Source organism: Pedobacter terrae, from assembly GCF_900100705.1.
Lineage (GTDB): Bacteria > Bacteroidota > Bacteroidia > Sphingobacteriales > Sphingobacteriaceae > Pedobacter > Pedobacter terrae.
In genome coordinates, this window is the sequence record NZ_FNCH01000010.1 from 79,473 (window position 1) to 96,778 (window position 17,306).

Below are 17,306 nucleotides of genomic sequence, written 5' to 3' on the forward strand. Positions count from 1 at the left end.
CAAAACCGAATTTTATTCAATAATAATTAAACACAATGGCTAAAATACGGTGGGTATTTGCAAATTATAAGCTATTAATCAGAAGTAAAAGTCACAATAAATTTCATTTTAACGAAATAGAAATAAAAATCTTGTTTAATATCCTTAGGCTATCAATACATGTTCGCTAGAATCTAAATAATACCGCATATATTTTTGTAAATTAGATTAATATATAATCTAGTTAAAGTATTTATACATATAACAAATGAACTGTAAAATACATTTAATCAATAAAAAATATTTATAAATAAATTGATTTACATACCAATAAGTAAAAAATTTAAATTAATATTTACAATAAATGTTATAATGTACTGTTTAACAGTAACTAAAGAATACAAATAAGATTTTCTTATTTAAGAAATGTTGCATTCGATTGAAGAATTACTTCAGTGGTATGCGCTTTTGAAAGTGGAAATTCATATCCCCTCCTTTTCTCTGTCCCTTTACTTTTTAATGAATAAATACCAGTGCCTTTAGCTTTTGCAGGTTGCGATAACCTCAGTAAGGCATTAGGTGAATATTCGTTTGCTTTAGCGAGTTTTAAGCTAATTTCACCATTCAAAGTATTATAATCTACTTCATCAATGGTTCCGGCGTCTAGACTAATCCAAAGTCCGGCAGGTGCAATGTAAACGGATGACTTTGCTGCCGTAGTTAATTTAACGTGGACAGTATGGCCAGTTTTATTCAGATTGCCGCCAAAAGCTAACCAACCAAATTCCGGATGCTTTAAAATGTAAGTAGCCGTATTAACCGCATAGCCAAAAAAGCCAGATCCATAATCGCCGGTAATACCATCGTTTTTTAAAGTTGATGGATAAGCATGAAATGCTGCAGGCGCAAAACCTTCCTGAGTGATGTTAGAGATTCCACCCAATAGACCACCATAACCAGCACGTAAAAGATAAAAATCGGCGGGGTTTTTACGGTAATCCATTAATACTGGAATGGCATTAAGTGCTGAACCGTAATGGTGGATCATCCGCTCAATACGTGAAAGTTTACCGCCATAAAGAAAATCCCAATACCTGCGGACATTACCGTTATAAGCCCAGTGTGGTATCACGGGCATGTAAGCCAGAATGGCATCAAGCGTAACATCCGCTTTATCCTGGTAACCAAAATAACTCGACCACACATAAACTTCTTCTTGACCTGTAGAATCCCAAGGCATCTCACTACCAAATGGATATTGTAAAGATCGCCAGTGATTCGCCCGCTTTTTCATTTCATTTTCTAACCGTGTTGCCTCTGCGGTTAAGCCTTCATTTTTAAGATCATTTAAGATGAGAAAGAACACTGTCCCCTCCATTTGACCGAATTCTGAATAATAAGGCGCAATGTTAACCATAGCCATGCCTGTTTCAGCAGCATCAATTAGGTGTTGTTTCCAGCTCTGCTCGTCTACAAGTCCACGGTAATTACGTGCCAACCGGTACATTACCCAATGCGCTGCAGCAACATGCGGGTAGTTATAAGATCTACCCAGGTTGTCAGCCTCCTTTTTCGGCCATGCGGACCATACTTTAAAATTGATATTTGCATCGTAAGTACCTTTAGGTAGCGAATCTGGTGCGTAATAAAATAGACTCTTTTTTACGCCATACTTCTGAGGTCCGCTTTTAAGCTGAATCCTCCCAAACATCACGCTATCTACAAATTGTTTCAGCTTATCTACTTCGTCTTTTTTGGGTTGAACCAGTTGTTTCATCATGGCACCCAACCACGAACCTGCACCGCCCTCATCACTTAAACCCGAAATCCAGGCGCGGTTATCCTGGATGACCTGCTGTTGTTTTTCATTGTCATAGGTAATGACCGACGGATTTCTGTTAAAGACAGGATCAGGCTGGTTAAACCATTGTTTGGTGGTTAAAAAATTACCATAGCTCACAATTACATCGGGCTCGGCTTCAATTACTTTATAATTTATGGTCTGCTCCAGGCCATCTTCATACGTAACGGATAATCTCGCCCTTCCCCAGGTATTCCCTTTTACCATATAGCTTTTCCAACCGTTTTTGGTTGAACCTGCTGAAACTACACTCAAAGCATTCTCAGGCTGAACCTGAAGGGCTTTAATCTTTTTGGGATAGTTAATAAACAGTTTTCCTTCCACATCTTTAGGCAATACATAGCCCGGAACCGATACGGCCACTGGTCTCTTGTTTTCAATCAGTTTCGTTTCAGTATCTTTTGCCGTGCCTGAAAGGATAAACTGCAGAGCATAACTTCTGCTTTCACCAGGCTTTAAAACGGTTGAAGTTGGCGTATTCCATTGCTCGGCATTCTTCCACTCATTTTCAGCATAGGCTTTACTATATACCATCCATTCGTAAAAACCTTCAAACGCAATTCCTCTCGGTGTCCAGTCGTCATTAAGTGGGTTATAAGCTTCAAAAGGTGTATGTCCAAATGGTACAACCAGCAATGAAGGTGCATGTCCGCTTAATCGCGTAACCTGCAAATAACCCGCATCTTTCCCGATGTATGGATCATAAAAAACATTCTTGGCGTGAGTTTGCTCCAATGTGCGGCCTTCTAAAATATTATCGAAAATCATCGGGATACCGAGCGCACCAATTTCTACTTTTTTATCAGTTTTGTTTTTCAGCTCAAAGCACAATACGAGCTTACCGTTAACGATTTCCCAGATCCGTTTTACCTCAAGCGGAATATCAGCTGGCAGTGTTGCGGCAAGATCGGCAGCAGCGAGTGCTTTTTTAATTAAGGGAATATTTTTTACAGGACTTCGCTTTGCTGCAGTGCTGTAACTTTTCCAGGCGCCTTCTCCAATGTAACGTAATTTTAAATTGATATCGCCCAAATGGTACAAACCATCAGAACTACGCACTTTTAAGCTATCGCTGGGTACAAAATCGAAATCTTTAACCATTTTGGGTTGAAGGCCAGCCACGGTTTGTGATGACTTAACGAGCTTTAGATTAAATGCCCCGGCATCATAGGTTGAAAAACCATTTTCCAAACCCAAAGTGGATGGCTTTTTACCTAGCGCAATCCATGGCGATTGAGCCTGAGTTACCTCAATGTTTAATAAAGTTAAAATAAAGCAAATTACTGCTTTAAAGTTTATTATGGAAAATATTATTTTTTTATTTGGCTCGATTATCATAACGACAAAGCAGATTTTAAGAATGCTAGTTAAACCAAAAATAAAATTTAAAAGTTAAAGCGGGCATGGAAGTTTAAAATAGCGCAAAATCGGTAAAGAATTGGCGTATTTACAAGAAGTTAGGCGTGAATGATGATGATCAGTTTTTGTGATCCCATAGATTAAGCAAGCACTCAGATTTACATGAGGGAAATCCACAGCCTATTGGCAATTTATTGGATACCTGATCCAACCATCAAATTATTGACCATGTAATTGATGCAGTGTAGTTTAACAACATATATTATAAGCCTGAACCGATAAATTATTTGGTTAGCGTACTGTCTTATAAACGCCCCATCCCTGACCGATTCGTCATGCTGAACTTATTTTACAATTAGAAATGATATTTTCAATGGACTTGCAGCTACTTCCTGGTCAGCATCTTTTTAGCAGGAAAGACCCTGAAATGAATTACCTTCGGTGAGCTCGCTAAGGCTCGGTTCAGGGTGACGGCCAGGTTCAGGATAGCAATGATTAAACAGGCTGACATTTCATTTCTAACCACTTGGCTTCTTCTTCAGTTAACATGGGTTGAAGCTTCTTAAACACCGTTTGATTGTATTGATTTAGCCATGCGATCTGATCTGGCGCTAATAGTGTTTTATTGATAATAGTGGTATCGATAAAACATAAGGTCAAGGTTTCGAAAGTGAGAAATTCGCCAAATTCACTATTGTTTTTAGGTACACATAAAACCAGATTTTCAATACGTACACCGTGCTTTCCCGGGCGATAAATTCCAGGCTCTATGGAGGTTACCATACCTGTTTTAAAGGCTACATCTACATTAGCCGGACTAATATTCTGAGGGCCTTCATGTACATTCAGAAAAAAGCCGATCCCATGCCCTGTTCCATGACCAAAATTTATAGCATGCTCCCAAAGGGGTTTTCTACAGATGGAATCGATTTGATAACCTTTGGTACCTTCTGGAAAAATCAGTTTAGAACCTTCAATCAGGCCTTTTAATACTAAAGTATAATCATCTGACTGAATTGCAGAACAATTACCGATGGGCATTACCCTGGTAATATCGGTTGTACCATACAAATACTGACCACCTGAATCGACAAGAAACAAACCATTGCCTACAATTTCCTGATTGCTTTCGGCTGTTACGCTATAATGTGGCAACGCACCATTTGCATTATAACCCGCTATGGTATTAAAACTTAAACCCGCGAATGATGCTTGTTCTGCTCTAAATGCCACCAGTTTCTCTGCTGCAGACCATTCTGTTATCTCTTCTCGGCCCAAATGTTCTTCCATCCACTTAAAGAATCTGGTTAATGCTACTCCATCATGTAGCATCGCTTTTCGGATATGGCTAATTTCAGTATCGTTCTTTAAACTCTTTAAATGGGTACTCGGATTAATACCAAAAATTATTTTAGCACTTTTTGGCAAACATTCAAACAAGCCAAAACAGGTGCGTTTTGGATCAATAAAAATCTGTATGTCTTCTGGTAGATTTTTCAATTCATTGGCCACCTCTTCGTAAGGATATAATGTTACACCCTGTTGATTTAAGGTATGAACATCAGTTCGCGACAGCTTTTGTTTATCGATAAAAAGTTTTACAGCTGTAGGTGTTATTAAAGCAAAACTTAAAGTTACCGGATTATACGCTACATCTTTACCCCTTAAATTGAACAGCCAGGCAATGTCGTCCAGCGAAGAAATAAAATGATAATCAGCTTTATTTATGTTTAAAGCTGCTCTTAGCTGGCTTATTTTAGCAGAAATGCTAAGTCCCGCAGCTTTTTCATCAATTAAAAAAGCATTTTCTACCGGTAGCCCTACCCTATCCAGCCAAACGGTGCTAATCAAATCCACATCGGTTATTTCTATTGCACACTGCACTAAACTATACTGCATTTCCTGTGCCAATGCCACTGTAATGAGTTTGTGGTTAAAACCCACTTTTGCTCCCCCCGGCAGTACTTTAGATAGCCAACTGATATACTCTGGTGTGTGCGGCACTTTCAGCTTTACCAACTCGTACCCTGTACCAATCAATTGCGCTTCTGCCTGTGTAAAATATCGCGAATCTGTCCACAAGCCTGCAAAATCTTGCGTAATAACCAATGTACCGGCTGAACCTGTAAATCCGCAAGCGAAGGGAATGGCCTTATAATGTTCAGGTAAATATTCGCTGATGTGAGGATCTGCGGCGGTGATGATATAAGCATCTACTTGTTGAGCAAACATTAATTGGCGTAGGGCCTGCAATTTTTCGGCAAAGGTCATGTTAACGATTGTTTTATCGAGCAAATTTAAATATTACATCGATATCTTAAAACAAACAAGGATTAATACAACCTATCTTTAGCCTACTTTTTATGGAAAGCAGACTCAACAAAGCATAATGCTACCGGAGCGGTTACTGCTTTAGAAATTATTATCCTTCAGTTGCAATACAATGAGATGTTAAACATAACGGTCAATTGCAGGATCTTTAATGACCTCATATGAATCTGATTTTTGAAAACAACGTATTTTGAAAACAAGAGCTGATTCCCGCTCAGCCAATGCATGGATCCCCAACGTGAAGCGTTGTTTAAAACGTTTGGTACATGCTTCCTGATGGCAAATTATTTCGTAACGCTGCAAATTTTCTACAACTACATCAAGTACATATTTTGGCCATTGTTTTTTAATCAGATCTGGCAACCAGCTAAACTGCTGCTTATTAATCAAATTCCCCATCCCCTCAATAGCGAGTGGCGGAATATCCTCGCCAACAATTTGGGTCCAGGAACCTTCAACCTGATCAATAATACCCAACACCTTACATCCAGATAATACCAACCAGGGGTCTCGCATACCTGCACGCATCAATTGATACGATATATTTCCTAAAAATTCCTGTTCAAAGCGATAAGTCAGTTCGATCATAAGCAATTTCAATTGTTTATCGACAGATTATTAAGTTGTATCAGTTTATTGATGGCACCTGCAAATCGTTTGATTGAGATCGGTTTACCCAGATAACACTCAAAGTTAGCATCTATTCCCCTGATCTCATTTTCAAGGTGGGAAGAAGCGTAGATCACAAACCTCGCTTTAGAACGGAGATGTTTAGATAACTCAGTACCCTTCATTCCATCCATATCAATATCTAAAAAAAGAAAATCGATTGTATCACCCGCACTAATCGTTTTTAATGCATCAATGGGATTGTTGAAAGTGCTGGATAGTTTTAAAAAACGATTGTCTTCAATATAATCATGAAGTACATCAATGGCATGTTGTTCATCGTCAACAATTGCACAACTATAATACATAGGCGGTTAGGATAGGCTTTATCAAACTTAACATATCTTAACCCTAATTTATACAGAAAGACAAAAAAAGGGTAAAATTACGGTAATACCCAGTGTAGTAATTAGACGGTATTTCTAATTTATGATTTTTTCATAACCATAAAGAGCAAGTCTATAATTCGGAAATAACACATTCCTCCATATTTATTAATAAAAACCCGCTTCCTAATATTCCAGGTATTGCTCTTCAAAACTCCCATCCTCATACAAATCGATCAAACCGTAACCTGGTGCAGTCTCTCTTCTGTTACCTTCCCACCATGCACCAGATACCGCGCCATTGCAAAGATAGGTCACATTATTGTACACAACTTTATCACGCATGTGCAAATGCCCGCTTAAACACAGTTTTACATTGGGATGCTGGTAAAAAAGATTAATAATCTTTGCAGTATCGGTATGCATATCGCCGCCCAGCATGGTCCATTTGTTAACAATATTATCTTCTATCATTAATAGTGCAGTAAGGATCGGAATGTGAGACATCACCATCACCGGCGTCGTTTTAGGCGTGTTTTCCAATTCATTTTTTAGCCAGTTAAATTGCTCATCTCCCAATTTGCCAATATACCAGGTACTGTCGATATCCAAATGGGTACTATCCAGCACGATGATTTTCCAACCATTCTGTATCAGGCTGTAATAAGGTTTAACCAGTCCCAATTTATCCATGGCGTATTTTTTTCCATAAAACACATCGCCTTTGCTATCCTCATTCCACCAGATATCGTGGTTACCCAAACAATAACGTACAGGGATGCTGCATTCGTTTTTCATCGTTTCCTGTACCAGTTTCCATTGCTCGTTAATGGTACTTATGTTTTCTTTGTTCATATCGAAAACAATATCGCCACCATTTAAAACCAGATCTACTTTTGGCGATTGTGCCTGTAAATGATGCAAACATTTGGCAAATCTTGCTGGTGCATTAAATTGGTTTTTCAGGTGTACATCGGTTATGTGCGCAACTCTTAAAACGGGCTTTTTATCTATAGCTATCGAAACTTTCGATAAGGTTGGCAGCAAAAAAAGGCCACCGATATTTTTAAGTGCAGATCTTCTTTCCATCAGGTTTTCTTTAATTTAATCTACGTTACATTTTTGCGTTATCAAGAAGAAAAAAGCGGCGCTGTAGTAGGAACAGGCACCGCTATAAAGGCATATCCGCCTTATTTTACTTATTTAGCTTTTGCCAGGCGATAAGCCCTGATGATTTTATGAAAAATTTGATTGTTGGGATAAACACCGCTGAAATTTTGTGCGCCTGGGCCATAGGCGAAAACCGGAACCATGATCCCGGTATGATCGTTGGTGCTAAATTCACCCCTTACCATTCCTTTTTCAGCATCACCGTCTAAAAGGGTTAATCCACCCGTTTCATGATCGGCAGTTACAATAACCAATGTTTCCCCGTCCTCATCAGCAAAGCGCAGTGCTTCGGCAATGGTACGATCGAAATCATGCAATTCGGAAACAAGATAAGGCAGATCGTTGGTATGTCCACCGTAATCAATCTGTGCACCTTCGGCCATGATAAAGAAACCAGGTTTGTTTTTCGATAAAATCTGCATGGTGTGCGATAGGGATTTTTTGAGCATATCGCCCCGACCTTTCATAATGGGTCGGGTAGCCGAATCATCCAACAAAACCAATTGTTTACCTTCTTGCTGCTTTTCAAAATCAGTTAAGCTATTGGTTACCTGAAAACCTTTAGTTTTTAGATCTGCCAAAAGCCTGCTGTTTTTATTCTGCTCGAAAGCTTTGCGGTTAGAACCGACTAAAACTTCGGCCTTGCTGTTTAACAGATCATTCGCGATTGCGCCGTTGTAAGAACGATCAAGCTGATGTGCATAAAATACGGCTGGTGTGGCATCAGTAAGATCGCCTGCGGTGATGATACCACTTTTGATCCCAAACAGAGATAAAGTATCAACCAAATTAATTTTATTCTGATCATCAGGTCCCATTCCAATGTAACGGTTATTGGTTTTATAACCAATGGCCATCGCACTTCCACCCGCGGCCGAATCAGTATTTCCGGCATCAGCAGCGGCGGTTTCAGAAAAGCCAATGTAATGGAACCTGGCCATGTTCAGATCGCCATGATTGGCAATCAAACCAGCATGGATGGCAGCCAGTCCCATTCCATCACCGATTAACAAAATGACTTTTTTTGGCGCCCTGTTTTGTCCGTCGGTTTTGTATGTTGGTGTATAAGGTGTATACGGTTGGGGATTGGTATAAGTCAATTTATCCTGATGTAGATAAAAATCTCTCAGTTTAGTTGGTTTATCGGTATTTATCCAGTCTACGCCAAGCCTTTCGAGTACAATCCAGGTATTCGGACTATCCTGTGAGGCCCAGAAGCGGAAAGGTTTGCCCTTTTGATGCGCCTGTGTGATAATCGCTCTCATCCTTGCTTCATCCGTTTTGGTCGGGTTGCCCTTTCCATTCCATACGGTATGATTTTTCAAATCATCGCTGATCATCGCCACCCTGGCCAATTGCGCATCGGTATAAGGGATTGTGGGCCTGCCATCAAAAGATAATTTCTCATCATAATTTTTAAAATCAGCTGGGGCAGGCATATCGCCACTAATTACCACTTTGATCGCATTGGCATTCTTTTTTGCATCGAATACCTCGGCATAACTTTCAAGTTCTTTTAGCAATACCGGAAGCACGTGCTGGTAATTTTCTTTTACATCAACCACCAGCTGCAGTTTTAGGGCTGCATTAGTGTAAGGATGATTCCCTTTTGCTTTAAAAAACCGGGCCAGCGGATCGAGGTATATTTTTTTAAGTGTAAAACCTGGCTTAATTTCTGCAGCTTCGTGTGCAACATATAATTCATCATCTTTTAAAAACACATCTGCCTCAATAGATCCCATTTCAGCATAATATGCCGTTAGAAGCGGAATTTCCTGCTTATAATCATTATGGCTATGTCCACGGTTGGCGTTTAGCCTCACCTGGGCAGAGGCACTTTGCAGCCCCAGCATAAAGGCCAGCACTGCAAAGTTTATCCCTATTTTTTTTACCATCCTGGATTTTGTTTAATTACGCCAGCACTATTATCAATTTCTCTCTGTGGTACCGCCCAAACATCGTGTACCTGTGGGTTAAAAGTTCTTGCCGGCCAGATTGCAGTTCCATCGTAATCATGCAAGGGTTTAGCATATGTAGCTTGCGCATCGCCCCATCTTACTAAATCGCGGTGACGATCTGCCCATTCTCCGGCAAGCTCATTACGGCGTTCGCGTTTAAGGTCTTCCATAGTCATTCCTGTTTTGGCACCTAAACCTGCACGAAGCCTGATTTTGTTTAGTTCGGTATCTCCCGCTCCTGCACCGCTCAGGTTAATTGCAGCTTCAGCTTTGATCAGCAGTACCTCAGCATAACGCATTAGAGGCACATTTAAATCCTTGGTTCCATTATCGCCGTTAGGGTTAACGTGTGTTGGAATCGGGTTAGCGTAAGAAAACGGCTCCATATATTTTTTAAACTGGTAATTTGACGTTGCGCCACCATCTTTGGTAAAACTACGCTCGGCACCAAAAAACATAAATTTATCGCCGGGTTTCAAAATGGTCGCTTCCCTGCGTTGATCGCCGGCTTCGTAAGAATCGTAAAGTTCTTTGGTTGGCAGATAATAACCCCATCCGTTATAAATGCCCCATGCTTTGTTGGTTAACATTACACCAGGTAACTTGCTTCCCCAGCCTGTTCCGCCACCGCTTGGTGTACAAACTACCGACCAGATATATTCTTTGGACCAATTGTTTGACGCCTTAAAAACATCAGCAAAACCCGTATTAATTAAATCATGCTGACCTGAAGTAATAACCATATCGGCATATTTAGCGGCATTGGCATAATCTTTTTTAAACAGGTAAACCTTAGATAGGTAAGCCCATGCAGCTGTCTTATGTGCTTTGCCATAATCAGCAGGTTTCATTGCCGAAAAAAATGGAAGGTTATCGGCAGCTTTTAAAAGAAGCGAAATAATATAATCATAGTTTTCATTTACATTGCTGGCGCGGGGAATTGGCTGAGATGCGTCTGTTTCGGGTTTAACAATTGGTACACCTGCTTTATCATTTCCATAATTTGCGGCCAGCTGGAAATAAACTAGACCTGCATTAAAATAAGCATCGCCAACAATCTGCTTCTTTAAACTTTCATCCATACTGATGTTAGGTACATTGTTGATGATATCATTGGCACGTTTGATAATGGCATAACGCATACTCCACTGCGTTTCGGTATAACCACCGCCTACATAAGTGCGGTTAAAGTTTTTAATGTTATCGGCCTCGGGCTTGTTACGGCCGGTAACCATATCATCGCTGGCATTGATAAACCAGAACATCCCGCGGCCGTAAAAATCTTCCGCATTATAAAGTTCGTACATTCCGCCTTCAGCTTTCAATGCATCCTCTTTAGTTTTCCAGAAATTTTGTGCAGATGGAGAACCCTCTGGTGTAATGTCAAGCTGTTTTGTGCACGAAGAGAAAACAGCAAGGGCGGCAAATGCCATGTATTTTAAATTCTTTTTCATTGTTGTTATGATTATAAATTTACGCTTAAACCCAGGATAAAACTTCTGGCTTGAGGATAACGACCAACATCTACTCCGTTGTTGTCCATTCCGATTTCGGGATCAAAACCTGAATATTTGGTAATAGTGAAAAGATTATTTGCCGTAGCATAAATTCTTACACCGCCTGTTTTTAATTTACCAGCGATCGATTTCGGCAAACTATAACCCAAGGTTACGTTGCGGATACGCAGGTAAGAGCCATCTTCTACATAAAAATCAGAAGCTGCAAAGTTTCCGTTGGCATCGCTGGTTGAAATTATCGGCACTTTGCCACCTGGATGCTCTGGCGACCAGGCATCTAAAATACCTATCAATTTGTTATAGGAAGGTCCGGAAGCACTATAAGTAGTACGTTTTACCGCATTAAACAACTTATTACCCTGAACACCCTGAGCAAAAATATTGAAATCGAAGTTTTTATAACTTGCATTAAAACTCAATCCGTAAGAGAAATCAGGATAGGCACTGCCTGCAAAATAACGGTCTTTGCTATCAATAGATCCATCGCCGTTGATGTCTACAAATTTAAAATCACCCGCTTTTGCATTCGGCTGAATTTTTTGACCTTTCGCATTTTTATAGTTATCAGCTTCTGCCTGGCTTTGAAAAATACCATCGGTTTTTAACACATAGTAACTGTAGAGTGCCTGTCCAACCCTATTGGTCAACGGTGCAACCTCGTTACGGAAATTGGTGGATACCACCTGGTTTTCTATACCCGGTATAAGTTCTTCTATTTTGTTATTTACTTTCGTTAAAGTTGCGTTTACCGAGTAAGTGAAGGCTGCATTTTTATCGCTGTTATAAGTTAATCCTAGTTCAATGCCTTTATCTCTTACCTTACCTGCGTTAATGATCTGCGTATTTAAACCTGCCGTCCCAGGCAATGTCCTGGTCAGGATCATTTTATCAATTTCTTTAATAAAATAATCTGCAGTAAGATTTAAACGTCCCAATACCGCTACATCAACACCAAAATTGGTTTGTTTAGATTCTGCCCACGCTATGTTAGGATTGGCCAAAACTGTTTGAACATAACCATTTTGTAAAGTTGGCGTTTGTCCGAAATAACTTTGCGTTGGCATTAATAATGGATTAACCGCATCAGAGGTAAGTGCTCCTAAATTACCAAGAAAACCATAGCTACCTCTTAATTTCAGTTCATTTAGCCAACTTACATCTTTAAGAAAATCTTCTTTGCTCATTACCCATCCAACCGAAGCCGAACCATAATTTCTGGTTCTGTTATTTTTAGAGAGCAAAGATGATCCATCACGGCGACCGATTAACGAGACCAGGTATTTTTCGCGATAATTGTAGTTTGCCCTTAAAAAAAGCGACGAAAGCGCCTGTGCAGTATAACCGCTCGAAGAAGGCTGTATAACCGTGGCATTCATCAAATATCTGTATTGTACTGATTCATCGTCAAAACCAGACCCAGAGGCATATAAACTACGGAGCTGTGTTTTTTGAAATGAATAACCGCCTGTAAAATCAATTTGATGATTACCAAAAGCACCTTTATAGTTTAACACCTGCTCTGCTAAGAAATCGCTGTTACGGTTACTGCTTTCTACCAAACTATTGCTTAATACCGGCTTTCCTACTTCAGGTCTTTTAGGTGTAAAGCTTTTAAATGATGCGTCTGTTTTGGTAATGCTTAAATTAGACCTGAAAGTTAAACCTTTAGCCAGTTTAACATTGGCATAAGGATTAATTACCAACACATTTACAGGGTTGTTAATATCAATTCGCATTAAATCGGCAACAGGATTAACAATATCACCATAATCCCCTGCATAAGGGCCTGGCAAACCTGCGAAACTACCGTCAGCATTGTACGGTGTAGCATTTGTAGGATAATAAATGGCTGAAAGTAAAGCACCTGTATAATCGCTGCTGGTATTGGCACCATTTCCGTTGGTACTGCTATACGACAGGTTTTCGCCCACTTTTAACCAATTGGTCACCTCATGTTCGGTATTTATCCTGAAATTGTAACGTTTGCTTTTAGTATTTAACACAATACCTTCGGCATTACGGTAATTAAAACTGAGGTAATAGTTAGATTTTTCGCTACCGCCATTAATTGCTGCGTTGTAATCCTGTAACAATCCAGTTCTAAAAACCTCATCCATCCAGTTGGTGCGGGTAATTTGTCCATCAGGATATTTTGCCGGATCAAAAGAAGGTAAAAGATTGCTACCTCCATTTTTAGCGGCTGTTGCTGCTACTTGTGCACGTTGTTGTGCATTTAAAGGCTCCAGTTTTTTCCAGGCACGCTGTTGGCCTACTTTAGCATCAAAACTGATCTGCATTTTTCCGCTTTTGCCTCTTTTGGTCGTAATTAATACCACACCGCCCGAAGCCCTCGCGCCGTAAATGGCAGCAGATGCATCTTTGAGAACGGATATCGACTCGATATCGTTAGGGTTAAGCTGTGGCGTACCCGAAAATATAGATCCGTCAATTACATACAACACATTTTCTCCGTTAATACCACCCGCGCCGCGGATATTGATACGTGGTGCAGAAGTTGGGTCGCCGCCTTCATTGGTTACGATCACACCCGGTGATTTTCCGGCCAATACCTCACCAACGCTGTTTAATGAACGCGAAGAAAGTTTATCAAGGCTAACAATACTAATTGCCCCGGTTAAGGTTTCTTTTTTCTGTGTACCGTAACCCACAACTACTACTTCAGCAAGTGTAGAATGTTCTTCCTTCAAAACCATGTTGATTACCTGTTCATTGCCTACTTTTGCTTCTTTGGTTTGGTAACCGATCATGGAGAATGATAAAACCGCATCAGCACCAACGGCAATGCGATAAGCACCGTTTCCATCAGTAATGGTACCACTTTGTGTGCCCAATACTTTAACTGAAACGCCTGGAAGTGCCAAACCTGTTGTATCGCGTACTATACCTGTCACAATCCGATCTGGTTTATTCATCACGGCGTTGTTTAAAATCACATATCCGCCTTTTTCTAAAACCTGCAAACCAAGTCTGTCTAAAAGTGATCTTACAGGCTCGGTGGTAAAATCGCCGCTTACCAACATATTTTTTTGTTGCAGCTGATCTGGATCATATACAAAACTAAGCCCGGTACGGGATTCGATTTCTTTGATGATCTCGGTCATCTTACGGCCTTTATTGATAGTGAGGCTAACGGTAGTTTTCTCTAGCTTTTGTGCCATACCTGCCGAAGCAAGGATTGAGCTGCAAAAAATGCAGAGGATGGTAAATGTTAAACATGAGTATTTCATGATCTTGTAAAGAGCTGGTGTCCGCTTAGCGGAGGTTGTTTTCATTGCTTAATTTGTTTGATTTTATTTTTTAAAGCTTTAATTATACTGGCGTTTTGCCAGGAAGAAAGATTGCAGTAATCCGGTCTGACCGGTAACCGTACATAGTTCTATATCATATCCCTATCTCATCTGTATATATTAAATGTTTTATGATTTTTTGATGCATTGAATTTGAGGTGATGCAGACTGCAGATAATATCCAAAATCTCTTCGGGCGATTGTTTGCTACTGAAAGAGGCAGTAGTTTTAAGTTTCCCCAAACCGCTATCGCTCAACAAAATTTTAATGCTATAAACATATTGGAGCTTGGCAATCACCTGATCGAGACTGGCACCGTCAAAAGCAAATCCGATAAAAGCAGGCGCTTTGATTTTACTGATGGCAGCACAACCGTTATTTTTATTACAAGTTAAAAACTCATCTTTAACCAGCGTACCCAAGGCACCTTTTAGATTGCTTACCGCAACTTTACCGGTAATAACGGCAACCTCAAGCTGTTTACTGGCCTGATAAGATTTAACTTTAAAAGAGGTTCCTAAAACTTTAATGTTTACCCCAGCGCTTGTATGTACGGTGAAAGGTCTTTTTTCCTGATGAGCAATATCAAAAAAAGCTTCACCTTCCTTTAGCTCAATCTGACGGCTGTTTGATGCGAATGTTTTAGGGTAACAGAGTTTTGCTGACGGACCTAACAAAACTACCGAACCATCTGACAAAGTAATTCGCTTCTGCTGCTTACTTCTGTTAAATACGGTTACCTGATTTTCAGATGGCACTTTAGTATTCAATTTCCAAACACTTATTCCTATGGTGAGGATAAGGAATACGGCGGCGGCGATCCTAATGAAAGATTGGAGTTTGAATACTTTGCCAGTTTTCGAGTCATCGCGCATAGCAAGCTGAAGTTGGGCAAACATTTGCGCGCCTATCGCCGCTTTCCGGTCGGCAGGTACTACCACATCTTTTACATGGAGCGTGGCATACCATTCTTCAACCTTTTTTTGCTCTTGCGGACTTGCCTGCTGATCGAGATATTTCTGCAGCAGTTCCTTTGCCTGTTCTTCTGTCATTTAAATACATGTCAGTTGAAAAGCAGATGGGTACTAACCAAAAATGTTATCTATAGATTAACTTTATGTTAAGCCGATCAAAGCAGCCATTAAAAGAATATAGGATAGGCTTTTTTTAAGAAGTTTTAATGCTGCTGAGATCTGATTTTTTACCGTCTGCACAGAAACGCCGAGTTCGGCAGCGATTTCTTTGATGGATTTCTCCTGTTTTCGGCTCATGGAGAATACCAATTGCATTTTTTCGGGCAATAATGCAACGGCGGTATCTACCGCTAAGTGCAGCTCTTTTAAAATGAGTTTATCATCGGCGGCAGCAGTATGCTGCTCATGCATTAAGGCTGTAAGTGCAGTTTGGTGCTGTTCTTTAATACCGCCCGACCTGAAATAATTAATCACTTTATATTTTACAGCTCCATGTAGATAAGCACCGAGGCTTCCGGAGATGTTAATCGTTTTGCGGTTTTCCCAGAGCGAAATAAAAATCTCCTGGGTAATATCTTGTGCAAGAGCTTCATCACCCGTTTTTTTCAGCGCAGCATCAAAAATATCTTCCCAATAAAACTGATAGATTTTTTCCATGGCCTGGTGGCTTCCGCGCTGTAAAGATGAAAGTAAAGTTTCGCTCAAGGGATACCGCTTTTTTCGCAGCAAAGCTACCAGCTCAATATTCCCTTATTATTAACAAATCTTAAAGTGTAAGTGATGATGGAAAATTTAAAATGGACAGGATTCTGTGCGCATTAGCGATATTTGTGGGACATTAAGCGATTAGTTCCCGCAGATTTAAGAAGACTACCGCGAAAATTGTATCTCAATAACTTTGTGTCCTCTGTGATTTTTTCTCTGTAAACTCGGTGGTTAAATGTAAGATGGAAAATGAACATGGTTCCACGCACATCGTCGATATCTGCGGGAACATTAACTATTAGCCCCGGAGATTTAAGAAGATTGCCGTGGAACTTGTATCGGACTAACTTTGTGTCCTCTGTGATCTTCCTCTATGAACGCTGTGGTGAACGATGGAAAATGGACTGGATTCTGTGCGCATCGGCGATATCTGCGGGAACATTAACCTATTAGCCCAGGAGATTTAAGAAGATTGCCGTGGAACTTGTATCGGACTAACTTTGTGTCCTCTGTGATCTTCCTCTATGAACGCTGTGGTGAACGATGGAAAATGGACTGGATTCTGTGCGCATCGGCGATATCTGCGGGAACATTAACCTATTAGCCCAGGAGATTTAAGAAGATTGCCGTGGAACTTGTATCGGACTGACTTTGTGTCCTCTGTGATCTTCCTCTATGAACGCTGTAGTGAATGATGGAAAATGGACTGGATTCTGCGCGCATCGGCGATATCTGCGGGAACATTAACCTATTAGCCCAGGAGATTTAAGAAGATTGCCGTGGCACTTGTATCGGACTAACTTTTTGTCCTCTGTGATCTTTCTCTGTGAACGCTGTAGTGAATGATGAAAAATGGACTGGATTCTGTGCGCATCGGCGATATCTGCGGGAACATTAACCTATTAGCCCAGGAGATTTAAGAAGATTGCCGTGGCACTTGTATCGGACTAACTTTGTGTCCTCTGTGATCTTTCTCTATGAACTCTGTGGTGAACGATGGAAAATGGACTGGATTCTGTGCGCATCGGCGATATCTGCGGGAACATTAACCTATTAGCCCAGGAGATTTAAGAAGATTGCCGTGGCACTTGTATCGGACTAACTTTGTGTCCTCTGTGATCTTTCTCTATGAACTCTGTGGTGAACGAT

Annotated in this window: 10 protein-coding genes; all 10 read right to left on the reverse strand. The window is 40.3% G+C overall.

Annotation, left to right across the window (positions count from 1 at the left end; all coding sequences use genetic code 11):
• Positions 1-394: 394 nt before the first annotated feature.
• The 10 genes from BLR60_RS13885 to BLR60_RS13930 all read right to left on the reverse strand — a co-directional run bounded on the left by BLR60_RS13885 (position 395) and on the right by BLR60_RS13930 (position 16,157).
• The gene (locus tag BLR60_RS13885; protein WP_090500839.1) at positions 395-3,178 is read right to left on the reverse strand and encodes a DUF5695 domain-containing protein; all 2,784 of its coding nucleotides are present in this window, start codon (positions 3,176-3,178) and stop codon (positions 395-397) included.
• 516 nt (positions 3,179-3,694) lie between these two features.
• Positions 3,695-5,470, reverse strand: coding sequence for an aminopeptidase P family protein (locus BLR60_RS13890; RefSeq protein ID WP_090500841.1), 1,776 nt, complete (start codon positions 5,468-5,470; stop codon positions 3,695-3,697).
• Between the two features lie 180 nt (positions 5,471-5,650).
• A complete protein-coding gene (locus BLR60_RS13895; RefSeq protein ID WP_090500843.1) occupies positions 5,651-6,118 on the reverse strand; it encodes a hypothetical protein in 468 nt (155 codons plus the stop codon).
• Positions 6,119-6,126: 8 nt separating this feature from the next.
• A complete protein-coding gene (locus tag BLR60_RS13900; protein WP_090500845.1) occupies positions 6,127-6,507 on the reverse strand; it encodes a LytR/AlgR family response regulator transcription factor in 381 nt (126 codons plus the stop codon).
• Positions 6,508-6,711: 204 nt separating this feature from the next.
• Positions 6,712-7,614: a metallophosphoesterase family protein gene (locus tag BLR60_RS13905; RefSeq protein ID WP_090500847.1), complete on the reverse strand. Its 903-nt coding sequence runs from the start codon at positions 7,612-7,614 to the stop codon at positions 6,712-6,714.
• Between the two features lie 110 nt (positions 7,615-7,724).
• Positions 7,725-9,590: an alkaline phosphatase gene (locus BLR60_RS13910; protein WP_244155659.1), complete on the reverse strand. Its 1,866-nt coding sequence runs from the start codon at positions 9,588-9,590 to the stop codon at positions 7,725-7,727.
• Positions 9,584-11,107, reverse strand: coding sequence for a RagB/SusD family nutrient uptake outer membrane protein (locus tag BLR60_RS13915; protein WP_090500849.1), 1,524 nt, complete (start codon positions 11,105-11,107; stop codon positions 9,584-9,586). The genes BLR60_RS13910 and BLR60_RS13915 overlap by 7 nt, the downstream gene beginning before the upstream one ends.
• Positions 11,108-11,118: 11 nt before the next feature.
• Entirely contained in the window at positions 11,119-14,463 is a 3,345-nt protein-coding gene (locus BLR60_RS13920; protein WP_244155660.1) for a SusC/RagA family TonB-linked outer membrane protein, read from the reverse strand.
• A gap of 122 nt (positions 14,464-14,585) precedes the next feature.
• Positions 14,586-15,530 (reverse strand): FecR family protein, encoded by a 945-nt coding sequence (locus tag BLR60_RS13925; protein WP_090500851.1) that lies wholly within the window; start codon positions 15,528-15,530, stop codon positions 14,586-14,588.
• 63 nt (positions 15,531-15,593) lie between these two features.
• Positions 15,594-16,157, reverse strand: coding sequence for an RNA polymerase sigma-70 factor (locus tag BLR60_RS13930; protein WP_090500853.1), 564 nt, complete (start codon positions 16,155-16,157; stop codon positions 15,594-15,596).
• Positions 16,158-17,306 lie beyond the last annotated feature (1,149 nt).